This is a genomic window from Chryseobacterium endalhagicum (assembly GCF_016745235.1).
Taxonomy (GTDB): domain Bacteria; phylum Bacteroidota; class Bacteroidia; order Flavobacteriales; family Weeksellaceae; genus Chryseobacterium; species Chryseobacterium endalhagicum.
Genome location: NZ_JAELVM010000001.1, coordinates 13856 through 39611, shown reverse-complemented (window position 1 = coordinate 39611; position 25756 = coordinate 13856). Strand labels below are relative to the sequence as shown.

Annotated in this window: 23 protein-coding genes; 12 read left to right on the top strand and 11 right to left on the bottom strand. The window is 37.8% G+C overall.

Annotation, left to right across the window (positions count from 1 at the left end; genetic code table 11):
• Window positions 1-107: 107 nt before the first annotated feature.
• Window positions 108-1223, top strand: a complete 1116-nt coding sequence (locus tag JET18_RS00165) for a serine hydrolase domain-containing protein (protein ID WP_202088271.1) — start codon at window positions 108-110, stop codon at window positions 1221-1223.
• Between the two features lie 13 nt (window positions 1224-1236).
• Window positions 1237-1776 (top strand): 2'-5' RNA ligase family protein, encoded by a 540-nt coding sequence (locus JET18_RS00160; RefSeq protein WP_202088269.1) that lies wholly within the window; start codon window positions 1237-1239, stop codon window positions 1774-1776.
• A gap of 50 nt (window positions 1777-1826) precedes the next feature.
• Here the strand turns inward: JET18_RS00160 and JET18_RS00155 are convergent, their stop codons facing one another.
• Both JET18_RS00155 and JET18_RS00150 read right to left on the bottom strand, forming a co-directional pair.
• Window positions 1827-3191: a T9SS type A sorting domain-containing protein gene (locus JET18_RS00155; RefSeq protein ID WP_202088267.1), complete on the bottom strand. Its 1365-nt coding sequence runs from the start codon at window positions 3189-3191 to the stop codon at window positions 1827-1829.
• A gap of 2 nt (window positions 3192-3193) precedes the next feature.
• A complete protein-coding gene (locus JET18_RS00150; protein WP_202088263.1) occupies window positions 3194-3685 on the bottom strand; it encodes a hypothetical protein in 492 nt (163 codons plus the stop codon).
• Window positions 3686-3974: 289 nt separating this feature from the next.
• Between JET18_RS00150 and ruvC the strand changes: the two genes are divergently transcribed.
• From ruvC to JET18_RS00130, 4 genes are all read left to right on the top strand, one after another.
• Complete coding sequence (gene ruvC / locus JET18_RS00145) at window positions 3975-4529, top strand: crossover junction endodeoxyribonuclease RuvC (protein ID WP_202088261.1); 555 nt, start codon at window positions 3975-3977, stop codon at window positions 4527-4529.
• A 595-nt stretch (window positions 4530-5124) separates the two neighbouring features.
• Window positions 5125-6195, top strand: a complete 1071-nt coding sequence (locus tag JET18_RS00140; protein WP_202088259.1) for a DUF4407 domain-containing protein — start codon at window positions 5125-5127, stop codon at window positions 6193-6195.
• 14 nt (window positions 6196-6209) lie between these two features.
• Window positions 6210-8072 (top strand): AAA family ATPase, encoded by a 1863-nt coding sequence (locus JET18_RS00135; protein WP_202088257.1) that lies wholly within the window; start codon window positions 6210-6212, stop codon window positions 8070-8072.
• 338 nt (window positions 8073-8410) lie between these two features.
• Window positions 8411-8608: a KTSC domain-containing protein gene (locus JET18_RS00130; RefSeq protein ID WP_202088255.1), complete on the top strand. Its 198-nt coding sequence runs from the start codon at window positions 8411-8413 to the stop codon at window positions 8606-8608.
• A 56-nt stretch (window positions 8609-8664) separates the two neighbouring features.
• Here the strand turns inward: JET18_RS00130 and JET18_RS00125 are convergent, their stop codons facing one another.
• From JET18_RS00125 to JET18_RS00085, 9 genes are all read right to left on the bottom strand, one after another.
• Entirely contained in the window at window positions 8665-10533 is a 1869-nt protein-coding gene (locus JET18_RS00125) for a zinc-dependent metalloprotease (RefSeq protein ID WP_202088253.1), read from the bottom strand.
• 434 nt (window positions 10534-10967) lie between these two features.
• Window positions 10968-12428 carry an IMP dehydrogenase gene (gene guaB, locus JET18_RS00120; RefSeq protein ID WP_202088251.1) on the bottom strand — a complete coding sequence of 487 codons (1461 nt, stop codon included), beginning with the start codon at window positions 12426-12428 and terminating at the stop codon, window positions 10968-10970.
• 172 nt (window positions 12429-12600) lie between these two features.
• Window positions 12601-13305, bottom strand: coding sequence for a hypothetical protein (locus tag JET18_RS00115; RefSeq protein WP_202088249.1), 705 nt, complete (start codon window positions 13303-13305; stop codon window positions 12601-12603).
• A 27-nt stretch (window positions 13306-13332) separates the two neighbouring features.
• A complete protein-coding gene (locus JET18_RS00110) occupies window positions 13333-13833 on the bottom strand; it encodes a DUF4252 domain-containing protein (protein WP_202088248.1) in 501 nt (166 codons plus the stop codon).
• 13 nt (window positions 13834-13846) lie between these two features.
• Window positions 13847-15127, bottom strand: a complete 1281-nt coding sequence (locus JET18_RS00105) for a DUF4252 domain-containing protein (RefSeq protein ID WP_202088247.1) — start codon at window positions 15125-15127, stop codon at window positions 13847-13849.
• Between the two features lie 64 nt (window positions 15128-15191).
• Complete coding sequence (locus JET18_RS00100; RefSeq protein WP_202088246.1) at window positions 15192-15863, bottom strand: hypothetical protein; 672 nt, start codon at window positions 15861-15863, stop codon at window positions 15192-15194.
• Complete coding sequence (locus JET18_RS00095; protein WP_062653934.1) at window positions 15838-16347, bottom strand: RNA polymerase sigma factor; 510 nt, start codon at window positions 16345-16347, stop codon at window positions 15838-15840. The genes JET18_RS00100 and JET18_RS00095 overlap by 26 nt, the downstream gene beginning before the upstream one ends.
• Window positions 16348-16806: 459 nt before the next feature.
• Complete coding sequence (locus JET18_RS00090) at window positions 16807-17967, bottom strand: putative sugar nucleotidyl transferase (RefSeq protein WP_202088245.1); 1161 nt, start codon at window positions 17965-17967, stop codon at window positions 16807-16809.
• Window positions 17968-18249: 282 nt separating this feature from the next.
• A complete protein-coding gene (locus JET18_RS00085) occupies window positions 18250-18501 on the bottom strand; it encodes a type B 50S ribosomal protein L31 (RefSeq protein WP_034707789.1) in 252 nt (83 codons plus the stop codon).
• Between the two features lie 181 nt (window positions 18502-18682).
• On the opposite strand from JET18_RS00085, the gene JET18_RS00080 reads away from it, so the two are divergent.
• The 6 genes from JET18_RS00080 (at window position 18683) to JET18_RS00055 (ending at window position 25308) form a co-directional block, all read left to right on the top strand.
• Window positions 18683-20095, top strand: a complete 1413-nt coding sequence (locus tag JET18_RS00080) for a hypothetical protein (protein ID WP_202088244.1) — start codon at window positions 18683-18685, stop codon at window positions 20093-20095.
• Window positions 20095-20421 carry a nucleotide pyrophosphohydrolase gene (locus JET18_RS00075; RefSeq protein WP_202088236.1) on the top strand — a complete coding sequence of 109 codons (327 nt, stop codon included), beginning with the start codon at window positions 20095-20097 and terminating at the stop codon, window positions 20419-20421. Before JET18_RS00080 ends, JET18_RS00075 begins: the two co-directional genes overlap by 1 nt.
• A gap of 94 nt (window positions 20422-20515) precedes the next feature.
• Window positions 20516-21742 (top strand): 3-phosphoshikimate 1-carboxyvinyltransferase, encoded by a 1227-nt coding sequence (locus tag JET18_RS00070; protein ID WP_202088235.1) that lies wholly within the window; start codon window positions 20516-20518, stop codon window positions 21740-21742.
• 33 nt (window positions 21743-21775) lie between these two features.
• The gene (locus JET18_RS00065; protein WP_202088234.1) at window positions 21776-22450 is read left to right on the top strand and encodes a hypothetical protein; all 675 of its coding nucleotides are present in this window, start codon (window positions 21776-21778) and stop codon (window positions 22448-22450) included.
• A 321-nt stretch (window positions 22451-22771) separates the two neighbouring features.
• Window positions 22772-23560, top strand: a complete 789-nt coding sequence (locus JET18_RS00060) for an SDR family oxidoreductase (RefSeq protein WP_202088233.1) — start codon at window positions 22772-22774, stop codon at window positions 23558-23560.
• A 143-nt stretch (window positions 23561-23703) separates the two neighbouring features.
• Window positions 23704-25308, top strand: a complete 1605-nt coding sequence (locus tag JET18_RS00055; protein WP_202088232.1) for a BamA/TamA family outer membrane protein — start codon at window positions 23704-23706, stop codon at window positions 25306-25308.
• The last annotated feature ends 448 nt before the right edge of the window (window positions 25309-25756 follow it).

Below are 25756 nucleotides of genomic sequence, written 5' to 3'. Positions count from 1 at the left end.
ATCGCGGCTTAGCATAAATTTTGCTAGTCTTTGAAACTTCAAATGATTTTCTTACATTTAAGTGTGTATCTGCAAGATCATTAATTTTCAATTCAAAATACAACACTGTGATTAAAAAATTTACGTTCCTCTTCCTTTTCTATTGTCTATGTTCATGCACAACAGAAACTCCGGCAACTCCGGCAGCTCCGGTTGACAAAAATGCCATCATCGATTCTACGATTACCGCTTTCCAGAAAACACTGCTGGAACAACAGATCGATTCTGTTTTTAAAAAGTATAACTTCAATGGAAGTATTGCCGTATTTAAGGATTCGCTTCAACTGTACAGGAAAGACCAGGGCTTTTCTGATTTTCAGAAGAAAGTAAAAATCGACAGCAATACAGTTTTTGCGATAGGTTCTGTCAGCAAACAGTTTACCGCTTCCCTTATCCTTCTTCAGATGGAACAGGGAAAACTGAATGTTACGGATAAAGCTTCTAAATTCCTGAAAAATTTTCAGACCAAAGAGTATGAAAACATTACCATTCATCAGCTTTTAAATCATACTTCGGGATTAAATACTTTTGGAGGAAAGCTGATGTTCAGAAGCGGCTCGGATTTTTTCTATTCGAATGACGGGTTTAATGCACTGGGACAAATTGTAGAAACTGTTTCAGGGAAAACCTTTGATGAAAATGCTTTGGAACTGTTCAAAAAAGCGGGCATGAAAAATTCATCCACAGGAAGTGTTTTTGAAGGAAAAGATTTTGCCAGTGCCTATTTGGGTAACACTACAAAATTTGCAGCCGTTCCGAATATGCCGAAACGATTGGCAGGAAAGGATATCGGAACTCCTGCAGGCGGTATTTTGTCCACGATACAGGATCTTCACATCTGGAACAATGCACTTTATGGCGGAAAGATACTCAAACCTGAGACCTTAAAGCAGTTTCTATCCAAAAGTGCAGAAAGACATCATGCGATTCTCGGGAAAATGGGCTACGGCTACGGAATTATGATGAATATCGGAAAGCCTGAAAGTTATTTCCACAGCGGCTACATTAAAGGCTCCCCGTCTCTGAATATTTATTATCCACAGACCAAAACCTCCGTCATTATTTTATCGAATATTGCTGATGAAGAGAAGGGGAAAAGTTCAACCTTCAGGCCTCATGTGGAAGTTAAGAAGATTACAGACCATCTGGAAAATACGCTGTTGCAGCTTAAAACCAAACATTAATTTACTTTGCAGTATGAAAAAAATGTATTTTATTGCTATTTACCCTCCACAGGACATCATTGATGAAGTGAGGGTGTTCAAACAAGATCTTGCTAAGAATTATGACAATTCAAAAGCATTAACCAATGACGCCCACATTACTTTGCTTGCCCCTTTTGACAGAGATCAGGAACTGGAAAGTGATATTCATGCTGCCTTTGAAAAAATAGATACAAACATTCCTCCTTTTGCAATCGTACTGGATGGTTTCGGAAGTTTTCCCCATCCTAAAAATCCGGTCCTCTTTATACATCCCGAACCCAATGAACATTTAAATATTCTTCATGAAAGGATAAGGCAGCCTTTCAGCTTTGGGGTGAAATCTTTTACGCCTCATGTGACCATTGGTTACAGAAATCTTAGTTTTGACAACTATCTGAAAGCCTGGGAAGTTTACAGGGACAAAGAATACAAAACTAAATTCATAGTTGATAAAATCCTGCTTCTCCGCCATGACGGAAGATGGATTCCTATTGCCGAGAAAAAACTCACAGGGAGTATCACGGAAAAATAAATGCAGGATATATAACCCTGCATTTATTTAGCATTTTAAATCAAATCATTTTAGTCTTTAATCACTTTCTGTGAGATAATCATACCTTCATTTTCATATACATTCACAAGATAAGTTCCTGCCGGAAAATTTTGGATATCCACCAATAGCGTTGAACGATCCTTAAGTTCCGTTTTCGCTTTGATCAGCTTTCCGGAAGTATCATAAACATCAGCTCTCACATTTTTTGCAAAGTCCTGTTTTCCCCGGATGAAAAATTCACCGTCGGTAGGGTTTGGATAGATGCTGTATCTTCTTTCTTCGGCCTTAACTTCTGTCATTTTAAGGGCTGTAGATTTATTAAGAGTCCACGTGACATTGGTAAAGTGAAGCGTGCTGTGATTATTCACTTTTAAAAGCGGATTATTATCATTCACCGAAAAGATTAAAGTATTGTTTCCCATATTCAGCTGGGAAGGAGAAATGGTAAGGGTATTGGATGTAGACGAAAATAAAGTTCCGTTCAGTTTCCATGAATTGACTAATGTGTTGGGATTCGGAAGAATTTCATTCACCGTAAAGGTTACGTTTGAATTGGCATTTACTGTGGAAGTATTGGCCGGTGTATAAGAATCTACCGGTGAAACCAAAGAATGTATCTTCTCAATGATGGCCTCCTTACAAACAGAACAAAACTGCTGGTTAAGATATCTCATCTCACAGCTTTGGTGGGGCCTGAACCATGAAGGGCTTTCCGAATAGGGATACACCCCTACACTGTTCAATCCTACCCAGTTTTTCCATTTTACGGTGGTTGGACTTGAAGTCTGGGTTTTATTAGGAGATTCTCCGGAGCCTGCGAACCAGTATTCATCGGCCAGTTTTCCAAATGAATGTCCCAGTTCATGGACTACAATCTCATTGGATGAATTATTAAGAGATGCAAAAGCGTAAGCACCGCCGCATCCTCCATATTCTGTAGAATTTCCCAATACATAAGTAATATCATAGTCAGGAACATTTGCTGCGAGCACCTGGGCTACTTTGTTGGTTGTATTGCTGTAAATACACCGGTGAACCCCGAAGTCAAAAGAAGATCCCAGATAGTTATTCGGATTGGAAACCGGAATCACCGGCTCTGCAACATCAGTAGCTGTTCCGGGATGCTTTACGCCGGAAGCTGTGGAAACTACTTTTACCGCATAGGCATTAAAATAATTTTTATATTCCGTATAGGGGCTTTTTGTAAAAAGATAATTGACGGTAGATTGTGCCGACGAGACGAAAGAAGTCTGCTGTGCCGTCGTAAAACCGTCTCCTAACACTGCTATAATGATGCGTTTATCATTCGTTCCGTTCTGAAGAAGGGGAACAGTCTGAAAAGTCTGTGCCATGCAGCAGCTTCCCACTATAAGGGCCAGTAAAGTTTTTTTCATGATTATAATTTTTGGGTGAATAAAAGTTCCGTTCCGGATTCTGTTACTTTTTCGATTTTTACCATCCGGATCTGTTCGGAATAAACAGAACGAACACTGAATTCCGTATTTTCCAGTGGTATTTTCTTTCTGCTGATTCCTTCTTTTTCATACACCTCCATTTCAGGATGCAAAGGATTTTTCACCAATTGTTTCATCATCTCTTTTCCTCCGGAATCCGAAAGAATGACGATATAGTCTCCGGCTTCAAGCTCGCTTCTGTCAAAAGCAGGGTTAGATTTCAGCCTTCCTTCAGTAATTTTCTTTTCCTGAAGGATAATTCTTTCTTTTCCGGAAACTTCTTTATCAGCCTTGAAAAACAGATAAAGAATTTTCCCTTCTGCCCTGGCTTCAGCTCCGGAAATTTCTTCTCCGGAACTATTTAGCCTGCTGCCTTTTTGAAAACTAAACAGCAAAAACAAGGGAACCATAAAAAAACTGATTACATTTTTCATAAGATTTTTATTTTAAAGTTATAAATATTTCCCGATATATTGAATATTATTATTTAATTTTCAAGCAAGACATTTATGCATTAAAAATGATGGCGAATGGTTAAGTTAAAAGAATAATTATAGTCTTTTTAAATTTTTATTTACATCTAAAAATCATTGATCAGAAAGCAGTATCTAAAATTATCATGAGCTTTAAGACCTCATCTCTTGATTTCTTAATCTCAGATCAGATTATTATCCATCATTCTTTTCCCGGATAAAAAAGTTTAGAAAGTTATATCTTTGAACCATGATTTCAGAGAAGATAATTTTAGGCATCGATCCGGGAACGGCCATTATGGGTTTCGGTATTATTTCCGTGATAAAAGGTAAAATGGAAATGGTCTCCATCCACGAACTGATCCTGAAAAAATACCCTAATCATGAAACCAAACTGAAATATATTTTTGACAAAACCTTAGCACTCATCGATGAATATCATCCCGATGAAGTTGCCCTTGAAGCTCCATTTTACGGAAAAAATGTACAAAGTATGCTTAAACTGGGCCGGGCCCAGGGAGTTGCTATGGCTGCCAGCCTTTACAGAAATATTCCTATCACGGAATACTCACCTAAAAAAATTAAAATGGCCATCACCGGAAACGGAAACGCCAGTAAGGAACAGGTGGCAGGAATGCTTCAGAACCTTTTAAAACTGAAAGAATTTCCTACGAAATATCTTGATGCCTCAGATGGCCTCGCGGTTGCTGTATGTCATCATTTTAATTCCGGAACCATTGCGGATACCAAGTCTTATAGCGGGTGGGATAGTTTCTTGAAGCAGAATCCGGGGAGGGTGAAGTAATTTTTAATGATAAAACCACTGTGATTTAATCCAATATCAATGGAACTTTCTTTGTCTTACCATAAAATATTTTAAAATGATTCTTCAGTAAAGAATCTAAATCAAATGGAGGTCAAATGTTATTTAATTCTAGTGCTTTCAAATTCCATTTCTACCTGAATGGAGATATTCTTTATTTTTATCAAAAGTATAGACACATGAATCTTTTAGATTCAAAATACAGTCCTAAAGATTCACAGAAGATATAAAAAGAGTGGTAGAAAACTCTTTTACATTAAAAAAATAAACAAAGATCTAAGTTACATTTTTTTAACTTATGCAGATTATGAAATAATGTCAGCTATAAGCAGAGCATTTGTTTTCACATTTCTGTTCCGCAATACATCATTATTTAAACATAAATTCACGGCTTAAATTTCAATGCTATCATTTACTTTTTATCATAAAATGACTTAAAGGAAACACTTTTCCAAATAAAATTTAAAAATTTGATAATCAAACAATTAAATAAACGCCACTAATTACTTGGCAAAACATAATACTATCTTTTACATTGGTATGATTTTTAGTACTACATTTGTATAAATTTTCACGAATGAAAACAAACCAACAAACTATAAATCAAACGAATCATAAAATAAACTGGTTCCAGAAGTTTCTGATGGTATGCTCCGGAGGAAACATTCATATTTTGAGAAAGACCCCGAGTGAATGGAATAAATTTTCCGGAATTGGAGGTATTGTATTATTTACGGCAGTATTTGCCACACTTTCTGCGGGCTACGCCATGTATACAGTTTTTGATAACATCTGGACTTCTGTGGGATTCGGGGTTCTTTGGGGATTAATGATCTTCAACTTAGACCGATACATTGTTTCCTCTATTAAAAAGACAGGTACGTGGTGGAATCAGATTCTGATGGCTGTTCCGCGTCTGATTCTGGCTACTTTTCTGGGGATTATCATCTCCAAACCATTGGAGCTCAAAATATTTGAGAAAGAGGTCAATAAGCAGCTGAATACTATTATTCAGAGAAATAAAAAACAGCTTCAGGGTGAAATGAGCGGCAGAATTCTGCAGCAGAGCGGCCCTTTTGAGGCTGAAAAAAAGCAGATTGCTGAAAAGACCATTCAATATCAGAAAGCTTATGATTCTGCAGCAGTAGAACTTGAGAAAGAAATTCTCGGAAAGCAGTCCGGACTGACGAGCGGAAAAGAAGGCTATGGTCCCAATGCAAAACGTAAGCAGGAGCTGAAGGAACAACGCCGCCAGGATCTGGAAAACTTCCAAAAACAAAATGCGCCCAGAGTTGAATATTTAGATAAAGAAATCTCCAAAGTATATACGAATCTGGAGACGGAAAGAAAAACTTCGGATACCTTTGAGGATAAATTCAACGGATTTGCGGCAAGGCTTCAGGCATTGGATGAGCTTGGAAAAAACTCAGCGATCATTGGGCTGGCAGCGGCTTTCATCATGGGACTTTTCATTTGTCTTGAAATATCTCCGGTACTTGTAAAACTGATCTCGCATGTAGGACCTTATGACCACCTTTTAGAAAAGACAGAAAATGATTTCAGGCTTTATTCAAAGGAGAAAATAGAAAAAGGAAATGCACTGACTGATTTCAGAATTGATGATTTTAAGGATAATTTAAAAAATTAGCGTATTTTTCACGCATGATTATTGATAAAGAAGAGATCCAGAAGAAAAAGAAAAAGCTGGACGACTGCAAAGCATTTCTGAAAAAAGAATTCATCGGAATTGATAAGATTATTGATGATTTAATGGAATACATCCAGATCTGGTACCTCATGCCGGAAATCCTGACCCGTCCTGTAGTGATTAATCTATGGGGAATGACGGGTGTGGGCAAAACAGATCTTGTAAGAAAAACCGTCCGGTTTCTGGAATTTCAAAACCGTTTTGTAGAGATAGAACTCAGCAACAGTGATGAAACTTCATGGAGCAAAAGTGTCTCCGATATTTTCCAAAGCAACCGCCTGAATGACGAAAAACCCAGCATTGTACTCTTTGATGAGATCCAGCGTTTCAATACTCTTGATCCCGACGGTACACCGGTTCCGCAAACCAAGTTTACAGATTTCTGGGAACTATTAAGTGACGGACGTTTAAGCAGAAGGGAACGCGATGATCTAGAGCATTATCTGTTCTCCTATCTTTTACGCAAAAAAGAAAATGAACGCCGAAAGCAGGGTGGCGAAACAGAAGTGGAGGAAAATCCATATCTCAATCTCTGGGACGCCAAAGAGCTGAAGAAATACCTCAGTATGGAAGATGATGTGATGAGCATCATCGATATGAAAGAGGAAGATATGATCAAGCTGATCTTAAAAAAACAAAAAGAGAAAAAGATCTACGAGCCTGTAGATTACAGCAAAATGCTGATCATCATCAGCGGGAATCTGGACGAGGCGTTTCAGATGTCCAAGGAAACCAGTGAGGCAGATGTGGATGCAAATATCTACCATGCTTTTACAAAGAAAATCACCGTTGTAGATATTAAAAATGCCCTTTCAAGGAAGTTCCGGCCGGAGCAGGTGGCCAGGTTCGGAAATATCCATCTGATCTATTTTTCGTTAAAGACGGAAGACTTTCAGCAATTGGTACAAAGGGAAATCAATAATCTTAAAAGCAAAACGAAATCAAAATTCGGTGTCAGTTTAAAAATCACTAAGAATATCAACGAGCTGATCTACAGAAACGGCGTTTTTCCGGTTCAGGGTGTACGGCCCGTCTTCAGCAGTGTGGTGGATATTCTGGATACCAACCTCAGCAAATTTCTTTTTGAGGCTATCATCAATGAGGATAAAACCATTGAAATAGATTATCTCGTGAACAGGAAAGCGATTTCCGGAAAAGTGGGGACACGCATCATAGAAATACCATACACCGGACGGATTGACCGTATACGCCAGTCTAATCAGGAGGATGCAGTAGCCAATATAAGCGTTCATGAATGCGGACATGCTGTTTCATATATGCTTTACACCGGATTCGCACCCCTTCAGCTGAAGAGTAAAGTAGCCAGCAGTTATGCGGCAGGATTTACTTTCCCGCATCAGATTCACGATACCAAAGAAAGCTTACTGGACCGGATTAAAATTTATCTTGCGGGAGGAATTGCTGAAGAAATTGTATTCGGGGAAAATAATGCAAGTATCGGAAGAAGCCATGATCGTGAGCAGGCTACGGTTCTTGCCACAGATTACATCAGGAAATATGGTTTTGATGAAGAGTTTCAGGCCAATTACAGTTTTGAGGAATATCCGCACCGCATGAAGCATGATATTACAGATAAAAAAATTGAAAAGCTGATCCAGGACCTCGCGAAAAAGACAAGAGAGGATCTTATCCTTCATCTGGATCTTCTGAAAGATATGAGCATTGAGCTTAGCAAAAAAGGAAGCATGCATCCTAAAGAGATTTACGAAACGGCCAGAAAACATCATCTGGAAGTAAGTATTAAAGAGGAAGGGTATCTTCACATCGCGGATTACCATAAAATGCTGGGCCAATAAAATGTAAGCATAATACAAAACCTAATTTAACCTGAGTTCGGGATAAGAAGTTAAGATTAAAAGGCGGGAAGCGGGAAGCTAGAGGCTGGAAGTTATTATTGGACAATAATATTAAATAACTGCCTTTAAATTTGTTGAAGCGGATTCAAAAAATTAATAAAACCGCGGTGTATTTCTGCCTTTGGACTTCAATAACTTCCCTCTTCCGGCTTCAAACTTCCTTACCCTATTATAAAAACGAAAATGCCTTATCCCGGACTCAGGTTAGTTCATAAACATTCGCCTTTCAGTTAATTCTGAAAGGTTTTTTTAGGAATATTTTTTGCTCGGTATAGGGTATGCCGTCAAGTGTAGTCAACAGTTATATTTATTTTCCTGAGACTGAAGTATTAAGAATTATTTATCAGTCCGGAGCTGTGTATGATTATCTTAAAGTACCGCTGGCTATATCTGAAAAATTCATGGAAGCACGATCTAAAGGACGTTTTCTAAACAGTGTCATCAAGCGTAAATTCAAATTTATCAAGGTCAGTTAATACCATAAAAAATGTCCCCAATATTGGGGACATTCGTTTTTTATATAATCAAAAAATTATTTGATGATCAGTTTAGAAGTTTTGCTTTCTTTTCCGTTGGAAATCTGAACCATATAAACTCCTTTTTCAAGCTGCTGGTTGATTCTGTAGATATCATTTCCTTCATTTGATACAGAAGGACTTGCTACCAATCTTCCTGACATATCAGAAATAGAAACTTTCAGATCTTTACCGTTTTTAGCTTTAATGAATACGTTCTCACCTGTTGCAACAGGATTAGGATAAATCACAAGATCGCTGTTATCAGCTTTCACTTCACTTGTTCCTAAAACAGTAACAAATTTCACCGTGTAATCTTCTGCCTGCCCATATTTCAACTGTCCGCAAGGTGTCATGTTTGTATTCTCGTCATCTACAATTACTCTCATTCTTAATGGGGTGTTAAGTACTGTAGAAGCCGGAGCTGTAAACGTTGTATTGAATGTACCAATTGATGTACTAGCATCTGCTACAATATTATCTCCTGATGCTACCAATTCGCTAGCTTCAAATGTCCCATTGTTGTTAAAATCAATCCAAGCTCTTACTTCATTCTCACTACCAGAAACATTTACCTGAAGATTGTGTGTCTGGCTTACCAGAAGCTGAGTAGAAGTTGCTCTTAAACAGCTTGCTCCTGTGTAGTCTACATAATAACTGGTTGCATTTTGCCAAACTCCAGTACTTGCATTATTAATATTTCCTAATTTAACCAAAGTAGGTCCTACAAAATAATTAGCCAGTGTAGTCAATCCAGTTGGTGTACATGCTGCAATAGGCGTTCCGATAGCTGATGTAGGTGCAGGAGCTGTAGCTCCAAGTGAAGTGCCTAAAGAACCTCTCATTAAAAAGAAATACGTAGCCGCTCTGTCATGCTGCCCATTGGTAAATTTGAAGGCTGTAGGGTTGGTATAGTTCATCATATTATACTGAACTCCCTGATAATTTGCCCCTGTACAATAGTTCATAGCACTGTTGGTAGGCGTCGGGAAATCACTTAGTAAGCTTCTTGATCTTTCTGTATCACAAACCCCATCATCATCTACGCTACAGTCATTAGTAGTTGCAGGACAGTAAGTAGTTAATGTAGTCCCGGCAGGAGGTTGTGCATTCGCATTTCCAAACGTATGAAGAAGTCCCATACTGTGTCCAAATTCATGAGCCAGGGTAATATCATCCTGCAGCGTAACCACAAACGATTTCATAAATGATTCATACGCTGAATCAACATTCTGAGGCAGTCCAGCCCAACCCATAATTCCGTAACCGCCGCCGCCGTCTACTTTATTCATGATATAAATATTAAAGTAGGAAGCTTCCGGCCAGTGAGGAGCAATGGTTTTTACCTGTGCAGTGGTAACACCACCAGTACCCTGGCGGTTCACTCCATTGGCATCATATCCTGGAAGAGTTCCTCCATTATATCTTACAATACCGGTAGTAGCATTACAATTCGGGTCTCTTTTTGCCAATACTAATTTAATCGGCATTGTTGCTGCTGTTCCAAAATCTGCAGGTACGCCCTGAGCCCATTGGTAGGTTCCTGCATACATCTGGTTGCAGTGATCCAGCCATGCCTGAATCTGCTCATCACTTTTATTATAAGCCGTTCCGATTGCAGAACCTGTCGGTACAATTACGTGTACCACAACAGGAATTTCATAAACTCCATTAACCGTTTTAAAACCAGCTCCGTTTTGAGCAGCTCCATTCTTATTACTGCTAAGAATTTTGTTTCTCATTTGACGGATAGCGGCATCGATTTCGCTGTTTTGTCTTTGTAGCGGTCCCTGAATATCATCAAAACCACACATTTTCGGCTGCTGCTGTTGCGCAGACAGCGAAAAAGAAAACAGCAAAGCTCCATAAAGGAAAATTTTCTTCATACTTCAAATATTAAATTTTATATTTTGTAAATATAACCATTTTTACAATTAGCTACACATACACCCTTTATTAGTAGGTAAAACTCATTTTTGTTACAAATATTTTCTATAATTATAAAAAATAACATTGAAATATAGAATATGAGCGCAAATTTTAACCAGCAAGTAACATTAATAAAAATAATAAAAAACATAAAAAAAGGTGAATTATTTCAATAATATTAATTGAATTTTATGATTTAATATAAAATTATGGTATTACAAATTATCCTATTTTTAAATAATTTTTTAATGATACTGTTCACACAAATCAAAAAAAATGTTGAAATTATTTTTTTAAATACGATTAACATTTCATTTCAACGCTGAAATATTTGACATAAAAAAATACCAACACATCAGTATTGGTATTGGTATTTTAAGTTTTAAAACGTTTAAAAAGAATAGTTAGGAGCTTCCTGAGTGATAATTACATCATGCGGGTGGGATTCTTTCAATCCGCTGCCTGTGATCATTACCATTTTCGTGTCTTTTTGTAAAGCTTCAACATCTTTCGCTCCACAATACCCCATACCAGCTCTTAAACCTCCGGTCAACTGGAAGATCACATCTTCTAATTTCCCTTTGTGCGGTACTCTTCCTTCAATTCCTTCCGGAACAAATTTCTTAGCTTCACTCTGGAAATATCTTTCTTTTCCTCCTCTCTTCATTGCGGAAAGACTTCCCATTCCCTGGTAAGATTTGAATTTTCTGCCCTGGAAGATAATTTCCTCTCCCGGTGCTTCGTCTGTTCCTGCCAGTAATGATCCCAGCATCACAGCTCCTGCTCCGCTTGCAATAGCTTTTACAATATCTCCGGAAAGCTTGATTCCACCATCTGCAATCACGGTTACGTTCTTGGATGCAGCATATTCGTAAACATTATAAATAGCGGATAACTGAGGAACTCCTACTCCGGCAACCACTCTTGTTGTACAGATAGAACCTGGTCCTACTCCTACTTTAAGAACATTGGCACCCGCTTCAATAAGGTCCTTTGCCGCTTCAGCCGTTACAATATTTCCTCCTACGATATCTAAATCCGGGTACGTTCTTCTGATTTCTGAAATTTTATCCAGAACTCCTTTAGAATGCCCGTGCGCTGAATCAATAGCCACAATATCAACACCAGCGTTCACCAATGCTGCAATTCTGTCCATGGTATCTTCTCCAACTCCAACACCTGCACCTACGATAAGACGGCCTTTGTGATCTTTATTCGAATTCGGATATTCCAGCTGATTGTCGATATCCTTGATGGTAATTAATCCTACAAGTTTATTGTCTTTATCTACGATCGGAAGCTTTTCAACTCTGCTTTTCAGAAGAATTTCTTTTGCTTTTTCAAGGTTGGTATTTTTATCGGAAGTGATCAGATTTTCTTTGGTCATGATCTCTTCTACCTTCATATCAAGGTTTTCCTGATATTTTACGTCTCTGTTGGTAATAATCCCGATCAGTACATTATCTGCATCTACTACAGGAAGCCCTGAGATTTTATACTTAGCCATTGTTTCTTTAGCCTGAGCCAAAGTATGATCTTTTGAAAGAGTAACAGGATCAGAGATCATTCCGTTTTCTGAACGCTTTACACGGTTTACCTGTGCAGCCTGCTCAGCAATCGTCATGTTTTTGTGGATGAAACCTAAACCTCCCACTCTTGCCAGAGCAATGGCCAGATCTCCTTCAGTAACTGTGTCCATCGCAGCAGAAACTATCGGAACATTCAGCGTAATTTTGTCGGTAAGTCTTGATTTTAATGATACCTGGTTAGGTAAAACTTCTGAATAAGAAGGGACTAGAAGAACGTCATCGAAAGTGATGGCTGTCTCTACAATTTTGTTATGAATAGACATCTTTACTTTCTGTGCAAAATTAGGTTATTTTAGCGAGATATGAAAATCCTTTTTAATAGTTTAAATAAAAATTAATAATCAATAAATTAAATCAAAAAACCGCTCTTATGAAGAACGGCTTATTGTACAAAATAATTTAGTATAGTATGAAACTACTTGATTTAGTTTTTATTTACTGAACAATTTTTCCGTTTTCGTCCAGCTTATCAATATGGGTTTGATTATTTTTATCAACATAAATTTTAAGACGGATGCGCCCGTTGGAATCTTTAAGGAAAAGTCCCACATCTCCGTCACCTGTTTTTCCGGCAAAAAACCGTTCGCGGGTAAGTTTGCCCTCCTGTCCCAGCTTTGCATAAGCCTTTTTGGAGGCCGCAGGATCATTCAGTTTCTTTAAGGAATCTTCAAATTTCATGATTGCTTCCATGGTGAAATTATCCGGTCTGTCCCAAAGTTTAAGGCCATAGGTTCTGTTCTTTTTATCTCCGGTTCCTTCCATATACTGCAATTGCATGATCTGGTCTGTATTTCTCTGGTCTACGGAATACACCATTCCGGAACCGTCTTTATCTGCACCATATACAAGCCCTCCGCATTCGTCTCCCAGTTCATTGAAGAAAATCATTCCGGCTTCTCTTTCTCTGGGCTTTAATTCTTTTTTACTGAACATTCCGGGATGCTGCCGGGTTTTATTGCTGATCACCATTTTCAGGCTTCCATCTTTCTCGATGATATTGATCCGTTCCACATCTATTTCTTCGAAACGCTGACTGGTTTTCTGGTTTTTAAATCCTAAGAAGAAAAAAAGAATGCATACAACGGTAAGGGAAACGGCATAAATTTTTAGAATACGGACTTCTCTGATCAGCTTTTCCATAATATATATCGTGATTGGTGTTGAAAATTATTTGTCAGTAGCGGCATTAATCATTTTTGAAATATCATCTGCCGTAAAACTTCCTCTTACATCCACAAAAACCAGCTCTTTATTAGAATTTACGGTAATCAGCATATTTTTAATGGTTTCCCCGTTTTGTTTCACCCTTACATTAACATTTTCACCATCGTGCTTTATGGTCGCCCATTCCTCAAAATCGTTGTCATTTAAATATCTGGAGAACTCGTTCAGCATATCTTTGCTGCCATTATTGACCGTCATTATCTTTATCTTTGAGACTTTTTTGATCAGGGCAATAACTTCCTCACTTTCACCGTCTTCTCTTAATGCTTTTTTAATAAAAGGTTTTGCTAAAAACACCGGAACATTGAAACTTGCAAAGTTGGCTTCTTTAAAATTGTACCCGGAGTGCTTAACGAAATCCATATTGGGTCTTCCTGATACAATGCACGACTGAAGCATGAACATTGTGAAGATTCCTAAAAAAATGTTTTTTAAAGTTTTCATGGTGATTATTTTTTTAATCCATTGGTTTCAGAGATCCTCCGGATGTTTTGCTGATGTTGGATTCTATTTCAGGTCTTCCTTTATATCTTACCAATCCTCCTGAAGAGGCTTTTACTTTTAACCTGGCGGAAACATTTACAGATAGATTTCCACCGGATGTAGCAGCTGCTTCCAGATGATCCAGTCTCATATTGTCTGCTTTAAGTAGCGCTCCGCTGCTGATGTCTATGATTCCCGAATCTGCTTTTCCTTCAATGGCTCCATTGGATCCGCTTGAAGCTTTTACCATAAGGGTTCCGGCTGTCATTCCGGCTCTGATGTTTGCTCCGGACGAAATTCCAACATCTATTGTATTAGAGATTTTAAAGTCTCCTTTCACATTAGCTCCGGAAGAAGCATCAATCACCAGATCATTTTCTTTGATGGAATTCACCACGCTGAAATTAGCTCCGGAAGTGACTTTAATATTATCCATCCTTGGAGAGGAAATATTAACACTTAAGTTTTTAAATCTCAAGTTCTTGGTTCCTTTATTGTCTACATACACTTTCAAAACCCCATTTTCCACTTTTGTAATGATGTACTGAAGCTTATCTGCATCCGCGATTACTTTTACGCTGGTAGGACTTTCCTGCTTGAATACCACATTGACTCCTGTGCTTACATTAATTCCCGAAAACTCGCCTACATTTCTGGCTTCTCCGTTCAGGTAAGATGAATTATTTTCAGAAGTAAGGCTGTTTCTTGTATTGGTCACCGGGTTGATCTTGGTTTCACTGGAATTAATGATTTTATTCACATCATCCATAGAAAGTTTTCCATCCAGCATGACAAGGATATTTTCTCCTTTTCCACTGTCGATACTCAGCAGAAGATCATCCAGCATCCCATCTTTTACATCAGAAGCAAGAAATTTTATTTTTGCTCCGGAATTATTCACAGCCATGATTTCATTATAGTTCAGATTTTTCAGATACATTGAAACATCTTTGCTTAATCTCGAAAGATTATCCTGAACTTTACGTCCTTCCACAGTACTGTCTTTATCAGAACCTTCTGTGATAAGAATTTTCAGACCGTTGATCTTTGAAAGCAGCGGTTTGATCTGATCCAGCTGGGAATCATCAATGTTAAGACTGCTGAGCATTCCGAACATCGGTTTTGCAATTTTAATGGAAGTAACGCCTTCTACCTCCTGGTAGCGTTCAAAAAGCATATCGAATTTATCTCTCTGGCCATACACCGTAAAGAAATGAGAGAAAGCGAGTGCGAATATTATGAATATTTTTTTCATGAGTCAATTTTTATTTCTTAAGCTGATTACTTTTGCCTGATCAGGTGCATCATCTTTTTTGTTGTTAATAATCGTCGTCTACCACCGTAGGCTGTACTAACTTTTCACTAACGTTATTTGCAAATATCTGGAATGAATATTTAGTCACATTGATGGCTTCATCTACATTATCGATTCTCTTGCCGTTTACAATAACATACGAATCTTTGTAACCTGTAGAATCTTTTGAAGCTTTATTTTTAAATGAAGAATTGTTGACAAATCTTGGCTTGGATTCTTTTTTAAGCCTGCCTCTTTTTGGTAAAATTTCATCCAGAACATCTTTTTCTGCGTATGAATTTTCCTGGAAAACGGAATCTTTTTTAGCTCCGGAAATAGAATCGGTATGATTAACCGCTACCTGTTCCTGATGGTCATTATTTTCCTCAATAAATGTTGATTTCTGTTTTAAAACCTCATCTTTCACCAGTTTTTCTCTTTCTGCAACCCCATTTTGGTAGTTGTTAAAGAAAAAACCAACGCTAAAGAGAAGTACAATTCCTGCCGCCATCCAGAACCATTTCGGGAAGGAAGGTTTGTTCTTTTGGAGCGGGATAATTGGAGCATCGCCGGTTTCAGAATCCGTAACTTCTCCTTCCGCTTTCTGAAGAAAATCTTCAAAACTCCATTCCATCTTTTCTTCCTTTATGTCCTGGAAGATCTCGTCGTATTTATTCTGAAATTGATCTTTGTTCATAGCTCATCAGTTGTGATATTTGTTCTTTTACTTTTTGTCTCGCCCGCATCAGATTTACTCTTACTGCGTTTTCTTCCATCTCCAGCATTTCGGAAATTTCCGAGACTTCATATTCTTCTACATCTTTCAGATGGATCACCATTTTCTGTTTTTCCGGAAGCTGGTTGATAAACCCTATAATATGCTCCTTAAGATTGTTGATATCCATGCTGTACAATTCCGAGCGGTGAAGCTGCAAATCTGCAAATCCCAACTTCACATCATGGTGCTTCAGCCGGTTCAGGCATTCGTTCCGGACGGATTTCAGAGCATAGGATTTCAAATTTCCAAACTGCTCCAGTTCCTCCTTCTTCTGCCAGAATTTCAACATCAGGTCCTGCACCACATCCTCTGCTTCATCACTGCTCATAACGAATCTTTTCGCAAAACGATACATCTCGTCTTTGAGAATAAACACCGTATTCTTGAAAGTTTCCTGGGTCATGAGTTTTGTTTCTATTAGTAAGACAATTAAAATCTTAATTCTATTACACGATCATATAAAAAAAATGATATTTCCGGCAGTCAAATGGTTCAAAATGCTTCTAAAAACCGGCTACAGAAGGATTTAAACGATTTCTATAAAAGTAATTATTTTTTCTCTTTCTTAAATAATAATTTAAAAACATTAGCTTTTGCTTCAATTTTTATTTAAATAAATTAATACAAAGCCAATCTTAATATTCTTAAAAGCTTAAAGCTCCTTAATGGTTTATTCTTTTATTTCCCACAGATGGCACAGATTTTCACAGATGTTTGTGTATTATTTTTTGATCATATTATACTTAAAATATTGAAAAAACAGAATGTTCATTAGCCATAGCCCTCTGTGAAAATCTGTGCCCTCTGTGGGAAAATTAACTTTAGCCTAACACAAAAGCCTCCGAAATGGAGGCTTTCAATATTAATAGGTATCGAAAATATATTTCAGGATTGCTTTGTCGTCATCTGCCAGCGGCACTTTTCTTCTTGCCATAGCTCTTTCTGCGACTTCGTAAGCTTTGTCAAGTTTAAATCTCTCATCATCTTTACCGCCTCCCCATGAGAAGTTTTCCACAAGGTTGGGAGGAAAGCCGGGTTTAAATATATTGGAAGCAACGCCTATAACTGTTCCTGTATTCAACTGGGTGTTGATCGCCGTTTTAGAATGATCTCCCATGATCAGGCCGGCAAACTGAAGTCCGGTATCTTCAAAAGCCTTCGTTCTGTAGCTCCATAGCTTGACGTGGCTGTAATTATTTTTCAGATTGGAAGAATTGGTATCGGCTCCGAAATTACACCACTCACCGATTACAGAATTCCCGACAAAACCTTCATGCCCTTTACTGGAATACCCGAATATGATGATATTATTCACTTCTCCTCCAACTTTACAATGAGGACCGACAGTCGTGGCACCATAAATTTTTGACCCTAAATTAAACTTGGAATCTTCTCCCAGCGCTATAGGACCACGAAGATTACAGCCTTCCATCACCTCAGCATTTTTCCCGACATAGATTTTTCCGGTCATTGTATTGATTGTGGAAAATTCTATCTGAGCGCCTTCTTCAATGAAAAGATCTTTTTTATCTCCTAAAAATCCGTTGGTAGAGGAAAGTTCCTGTGAAACTCTTCCTTCCGTCAGCAGATCAAAATCAAAATCAATGGCAAGATGGTTGTAGGTAAATAAATCTGCCGGTCTTTTGAAGAATGTAAGATTTTCTTTAATATCCGTCATTTTTTCGATCTGATTCAGGGAAAAATCTTTCATATTGATTCTCGCCGCGATCAGTTCATCCTCATACACCAAAGCTTCACCTTGTTTGAGGTCCTTTATCTGCTGAATAACAGTTTCTGTAGGCAGAAAATTGGCAACCAGGAAAAGACTTTCTTTTTCTTCGGGATTTTTAAATTTATCCTGAAGATAATTTTCAGTAAAATAAGATATCTCCGTATTTCCCAGGATCTTCTGCCATCGCTCGGAGAAAGTCAGGATTCCGCAGCGCATAGCCGCAACTGGGCGTGTAAAGGTGAGTGGAAGAAAATCTTCCCAATATTGAGCATCTGAAAATACTAATTGCATTATATAGAAGTTAGATGTTAGAGATTAGAAGTTAGAGTTTGTCTCTAATTTCTGTTCAGAACAAAAATACAAAAGAAAATTAGAAGTTAGAAATTAGAGTTTAGAAGTTAGAGGATGGAGGCCGCCGTATCGATAGTCAATAAATATAATATCTGATATCTTTTTTTCTACAAAAATTTGTCTTGCAACAACACTAGCATCTAATTTCTAACTTCTAATCTCTAAATACAAAAAAAGTCTCCCAAAAATTGGAAGACTTCTGTATGTTGTAAAATCAAAAAATTACTTAGCGAATTTTTTGTATTTGTTCATGAACTTATCAACTCTACCTGCAGTGTCAACTAGTTTCACTTTACCAGTGTAGAAAGGGTGAGAAGTTGAAGAGATTTCCATTTTGATCAATGGGTATTCTTGTCCTTCAAACTCGATAGTATCTTTTGTTTCTGCAGTAGATTTGCAAAGAAACACCTCGTCGTTACTCATATCTTTGAAAACAACAAGTCTATAATTTTCTGGGTGGATTCCTTTTTTCATAATACAATTTTTAAAAAATTAAAGTTTGCTTCCGAAATAGTAATGGTATTTCTCTGCTAATTTTAGGTTGCAAAAGTACAACATTTTTTGGAATATCCAAATACTGAATTCAATATTTTTTATTCATAAGAAATTCAAAGTATTTTCGTTAAATTTGGAATCTATTTAAACTTTAATTTCAATGAAATTCAAACTATTACTGGCTTTTTCTTTCTGGATGCTCCTTATGGCAGTATCATGTAATAAGGACGAGATTACTTTTGATGCTCCTTCACAGCAGTTGCGTTTTTCAGCAGACACGGTATTTTGTGATACGGTTTATCATCAGGTACGTTCTGAAACGTATCTTGTAAAGGTATATAATAATGAAGACAAGGATGTTTTGATTCCAAGAATCAATCTGGAAAAAGGAAGTACATCATTATACAGGATCAATGTAGACGGAAAACCCGGTTATGATTTCAAAGATGTGCCGTTGAGAAAGAAAGACAGCATGTATATTTTCGTTGAAATTGCTCCGGAAGCTACGGGACCGGAAGCTATTGCTGAAGACAAAATTCTTTTCAGCAGCGGTGCAGGACAGCAGCATGTGACATTGTTCTCTGTAGTTCAGGATGCAGAATTCTTCATTGAAACTCCTACCAATCCAAATGTAATTGCCAGCCATACCACATGGGATAAAAACAAAGCAAAAATTATTTATGGTGATCTTACCATTAATCCGAATATAACACTGGATATCCAGCCGGGAACTAAAGTCTATTTCCATAACAACAGCGGAATGAAAGTTTCAACAGGCGCTACTTTAAATATCAACGGAGTCCTGAATGATGAAGTTATTCTTCGCGGCAGCAGAAATGACCTGGATCACGACACTCTTCCTAAAAACTGGAATTCTATCCGCATGGAAGCTAATTCAAACATTAATATGAATTTTGCCAGACTTTTCGGAGGAACCAGAGGATTGGACATGAAGCAGAACACGATCGCCAATATCAATAATTCTTTTATTTACAATTTCTTTGAATACGGAATTTATGCAGTAGGTTCTGCAGTGACCGCTAAAAATTTAGTGATGAACAACTGCGGTGAGTCATGCATCGGGATCTTCAGAGGTGGAAACCACAGCTATACACACGCTACCATTGCCAACTATTCCAAATCAATGGGATCATTCAACAGAAATGGAATAACAGCGACGAATGAATGGAAGAATGCAGCAGGAACCACGGAACAGGGAGCTCTTCAGCGTCTTGACATAAAGAACAGTATTGTGTTTTCAGACAGGGATAATTCTGTGAATTTTGAACAGACTCCGGGACAGCAGTTTGAATTCCTGATTCAGAACTCGCTGCTCAAATATTCCGGTACTTCTGAAGCAGGCTTCAATTTCGATACGAACGTGAATGTAGTACAGAGCATCAAAAACGAAGATCCACAGTTCCTTAATTATTTTGCAGCCAAGATGAACTTAAGGGTAAAACCTGCATCTCCGGCAAAAGGAAAAGGAAACGTAGCCGTAGCAGGAACTGTTCCAATGGATATTGTCAATGTATCAAGAACCACCAGCCCTACTTTGGGAGCTTATCAATAATGGAAATCACACAGCTGCAGCAGCAGGTAGACGAATGGATCAAAACCATCGGCGTCCGCTATTTCAATGAACTGACGAATATGGCCATGCTGACTGAAGAAGTCGGTGAAGTAGCCAGAATTATCGCCAGAAGATATGGCGAACAGAGCGAAAAAGAAAGCGATAAAAGCAAAGACCTGGGAGAAGAACTGGCAGATGTACTGTTTGTCACTTTATGTTTAGCCAACCAAACCGGAGTGAATCTGCAGGATGCTTTCGATAATAAAATGAAGATTAAGACTGACCGTGATAAGGAGCGGCATCAGAATAATGAAAAATTAAAATAAGAGATCAGACATCAGACATCAGATTTCAGATGGCAGACAAGTAACAGTCTGATCTCTGAAGTCTGTCATCTGACTTCTTTAAACTGAAGAAATAATGAAGCTAGAAAAATCAAAATTATCATCAGATAAAACAGTTCAGATCAGCGGTTCGAAAAGTATTTCGAATCGTTTGTTGATTTTGGAAAGTTTGTTTAAAAACATACAGATCGGGAATTTATCCAATTCCCAGGACACACAGCTGCTAAAAAAAGCACTGTCTGAAAATACAGAAACAGTGGACATTCATCACGCGGGAACCGCCATGCGCTTCCTGACTTCCTATTATTCCACTTTTGAAGGGAAAACTACAATACTTACCGGATCTAAAAGAATGAAGGAAAGACCGATCAAAAATCTGGTCACTGCCTTAAGAGATCTGGGAGTAGAGATTGAATATTTAGAAAATGAGGGTTTCCCGCCTTTGAAAATTACAGGAAGGAAGATCACTCAAAAACAGGTGAATGTTCCAGCTAATATATCCAGCCAGTTCATTACTTCCCTCCTTCTTATTGCCGGAAAACTGGAAAACGGACTGGAAATTCATTTAGTGGGAGAAGTTACTTCCAGATCCTATATTGAAATGACGCTGGATATTCTGACAAGGTTCGGAATTAAAAACAGCTTTGAGGGAAATACCATTAAAGTGGAAAACTTTAATGCAGATAAGGAATTGTCAGCAGCAGATTATGAAGTGGAAAGCGACTGGAGCTCTGCCTCCTACTTCTATTCTTTTGCCGCTTTGGGAAGAGAAACTATTCATCTGAAAAGTTTTTATAAAGAATCTACTCAGGGAGACTCCGCAATCGCCAACATCTATGAAAAGTTTTTCGGAATCAGAACAACTTTCACAGAAGATCAGCATCAGCTGACCCTTCAGCCGGAGCCTGATTTTATTTTCCCTGAAAAAATTATTCTGGATATGAATAACTGCCCGGACATTGCTCAAACTCTTTGTGTAACCGCAGCGGCATTAAAAATACCTTTTGAGATTTCCGGACTGGGAACGTTAAGGGTAAAAGAAACCGACAGACTTCAGGCTTTATATAATGAACTGAAAAAACTCGGCACAGAAACAGAAATTACGGATCTTACGATTAAATCTGTAAGTTTTGGAGAACCTGAAGACAATATCTCTATCAGAACGTATCAGGATCACAGGATGGCCATGAGCTTTGCTCCGTTTTGCTTAATCCATGAACTGAATATCGAGGAGGAAGATGTAGTAGAAAAGTCTTACCCGATGTTTTGGAAGGATCTTGCCGGTATACTGATACAGGAATAATCCGGAAAAGGAATATGGTATAGTATTTAAAAGATGAAAAATATTCTTTGCTTTTCCGCTTTAGTTTGTGTTACTGGTTTTCATGCTCAAAACCTGAAGGATTTTTCAGTTCCGGAAGGGTATAAACAAATTGCAGAAGCCCAAGGTGACCTGGATAAAGACGGAAAGGCAGAAACTGTCCTCATTTTCAATACAGATATTAAAAGTAATTTAAATGACCGTGAGGACTTTCCAAGAACATTATTTATCTTGAAAAACATTGACGGAAGGCAGAAAATCTGGCAGGAAAGCAAGACATTCCTTGTTTCCAGCGGAACAGGTTTTTATGCTGAAAGCAATTCACCTCCGGAAATATCCATCAAAAACAACAGCCTAACAATTACCCAGATCTTTAATACCAATTCAAGACATACGCAGACTTACAAACATACATTCAGGTTTCAGAACGGGGATTTTTACCTCATCGGTTCTCATTCCAGATTTGAAGATACCTGTGATTTTAATGATCTGAACGAGATCAATTTTTCTACCGGAAAGGTAATTATTGACTACGAGCGCTCTTCCTGCGACGATGAAGAAAAAGACATTCCGAAGGATTATCACAAAGAATTCACCCATCAGTTTAAAACCTTGATTAAAATGAACAAATTCAGGATTGGGGAAAACAAATTTAAAATCCCCGGTTCAGACAAAGAGATTTATTACTGATAATCAACAACATAATGAGCGGAAATTGAATTTCTCTCATTTCTTTTTATTTTTACTCACATACTTATCCACAGAGTTATCCACAAATTATCCTCGTTATTAATATACAATAACCGTGTCAAGGTTTGAAACCTTGACACGGTTATTCCACCGAATCGTTAACTAACAATTTAGTTTAAACTTCAAATCATTTAAGATGCAAATTAATAACAGACTTCCTGTTTCTTTTTTTACATTTGCTGAAAATACGGTTTGCACTGTGAAGAAATTCAACCGTGACCGTAATAAAATTTAATAGTCTAAAAAATTATATACCATTCAATGACGATTATTATCACTGGAACCTCATCAGGAATAGGTTTTGTACTGGCTGAATATTTTGGAAAGAAAGGTCATCAGGTGTACGGTTTAAGCCGGAAACATACGGAAAGCCAATATTTCAAATCTATCCCTACAGACGTTACCGATAACCAGGCTGTTCAGAATGCCATCGCTGAAGTGTTAAAAACAGAATCCAGAATTGATGTTCTGATCAATAATGCCGGAATGGGAATGGTGGGAGCGGTGGAAGATTCCACCAAGGAAGACATTCTAAAACTTTTCAACCTGAATCTTGTAGGCTCTGTCCAGATGATGAGTGCTGTTCTCCCTAAAATGCGGGAACATAAATTCGGAAAAATCATCAATGTTTCGAGCATCGGAAGTGAAATGGGACTGCCTTTCCGCGGGTTTTATTCGGCCTCAAAATCTGCGCTGGATAAAGTAACGGAGGCTATGAGATATGAAGTTTATCCATGGAATGTCGATGTCTGCTCGCTGCATCTGGGTGACATCAAGACCAATATTGCAGAAAACCGCGTGAGAACAAAGGTTTCCGAGCCTTATAAAAATGTATTCGATAAAGTGTATGCTTTGATGAATTCGCATGTGGGTGACGGAACTGAACCTCTGGAAGTGGCTGCTTATGTAGAAAACCTCCTGAATAAGAATAAATGGAAGGCCCATTATTATTTTGGTAAATTCGGACAGAAAATAGGCGTTCCTCTGAAATGGATTCTTCCTCAGGGAACCTATGAAAATCTGATGAAAAAATATAATAAACTGGACTAAATTCAGTTATTTAAAAAAATTATTAAATCCGGGATTGAACCGTTAAGATGTATTAAGTGAGTTTCGCTTTATTTAAGTTGAGTATAAAAGAAAATTTACATTAATTCTTTAAATATCTGTTAATGGTTTAAGCAAATAGAGAATTGAAGTTATTTCTAAAAATATTTTTTATCCTGTTCTGCGTTTTTGTACAAGCGCAGAAGAAACAGTATTGGCTTATTGATACAGAAACCAATGTCAGGAAAAAAGTAAAAGATTCTCTTTCGGCGGCGAAGTTTCTGGATTCATTGTCGCAAAGCAATTACTTCTTCACTCAGCTGAAGGATGTAAAAGTAAAAGGCGACAGCACGGAAATTTTCTACGACAAAGGAAAAAACTTTAATGAAACCTACGTTGACCTTTCCGATTCTATCGCTTTGAAATTAAAGATCCAGAAAGATTTTTTTACTAAAAATTTAGATTCAACAAAGAAAAGCATCAACAAAAAATACATTGATGACGGGTATGCTTTCAGCCGTCTTAAATCCAGATACAAAGGTCAGAAAAACGGTTACCCGGTCATAGAGCTGGATATCAACAAAAATGACAAACGTACAATAGATAACTTTGTCGTGAAAGGCTATGAAAGGGTTCCCAGAAGGTTTATGAAGAACCTCGAAAAAGAATTTAAAGGAAAAAGCTACGACGATAAAAACCTTTTAGCCATCAGCAAAAATTTCCAGAGCCATGCTTTTGTTACGCTGGAGCGGCCTCCGCAAACATTATTCACCAAAGATTCCACAAGTATTTACTTATTTATGGAAAAGAAAAAGACGAATACTTTTGACGGGGTAATCGGTTTCGGAAACGATAAAACAGAAAAATTTACGCTGAACGGAACACTGAATGTGAATTTCAGGAATATGTTCAATGGCTTTGAAACCGTGAATCTTTACTGGCAGAGGAACCCGGATAAAGGGCAGACTTTTGACCTTCAGACGGATATTCCGTATCTGCTGAAATCCAACGTCGGAATGAATCTGAAAGTCAATATTTTCAGACAGGATTCTACGTTTGCCAATGTAAAATTCCTCCCGGCTTTCTATTATCATGTGAACAGCAGAAATAAGATCGGACTTAGAGGAACCCTGGAATCATCTAGTATCATTGATACGCTGTATGTTCAGGGAAAGGATTACAATAAGAAAGGACTTGGAATCTGGTTTGAAATGACGGAACCTACGGATATTGATCTTTTCCTGTACAAAACAAGAATCAATGCCGGCTATGATTATCTGACCACCACGTATACGAAAGACAATATTAAAGCGAACCAGAACCAGTTCTATTTTTTTGGAGAGCATAATTACCACATTTCTGGCAATCATTTCCTCAATATAAAAGGAGAAGGCGCGATGATGGATTCTAAGGTGGAATTTTCTGCGAATGAATTGTACCGCTTTGGGGGCTGGAATTCCATGCGGGGTTTCAATGAGAAGTCCCTTGCCGCCGATTTTTATTACTATGCCGGCCTGGAATACCGTTATCTCATAGGCAGTCAGGCTTTCTTTGATTTCTTCGGGCAATACGGGCAGCTCAATAATAAATCTTTAAATGTGAAGCCTAAGCTTTACAGTGTAGGCCTCGGGTTCAACTTCTTTATTCCTATTGGTCTGATGAGTTTCCAGCTTTCGAATGGTAATGAATTCGGGAATCCTTTTAAGTTCAATGATATTAAGATCCACTGGGGAATCCTGAGTAGATTCTAGATATTCACTTATTTAATCAAAATTAGCCAGATTTTTTTATCGCAAAGATTTCATGCTATATCTTCTAGATTCAAGGATTGCAAAGAGGTTTGGCCGCGCAACTGAATAAGCGGACATTTTATCCACACGCTTCATCGAATCAATTTCAATTGATTCTCTACTTTGCATTCCTAAAATATTAAACCATGATATTCAAACTTTGCGTTTAAAAAATTACTCCTGTCCTATCTATACTCATCTAGAGGTAACCAGAGTTTGATTTAACGCAAAGTTTCCAGGCTATATCTCCTAATTTCAAGATAAGCAAAGAGGTGTGGCTGCACCACTGAATAAGCGGACATTTTATCCACACGCTTCATCGAATCAATTTCAATTGATTCTCTACTTTGCATTCCTAAAATATTAAACCATGATATTCAAACTTTGCGTTTAAAAAATTACTCCTGCC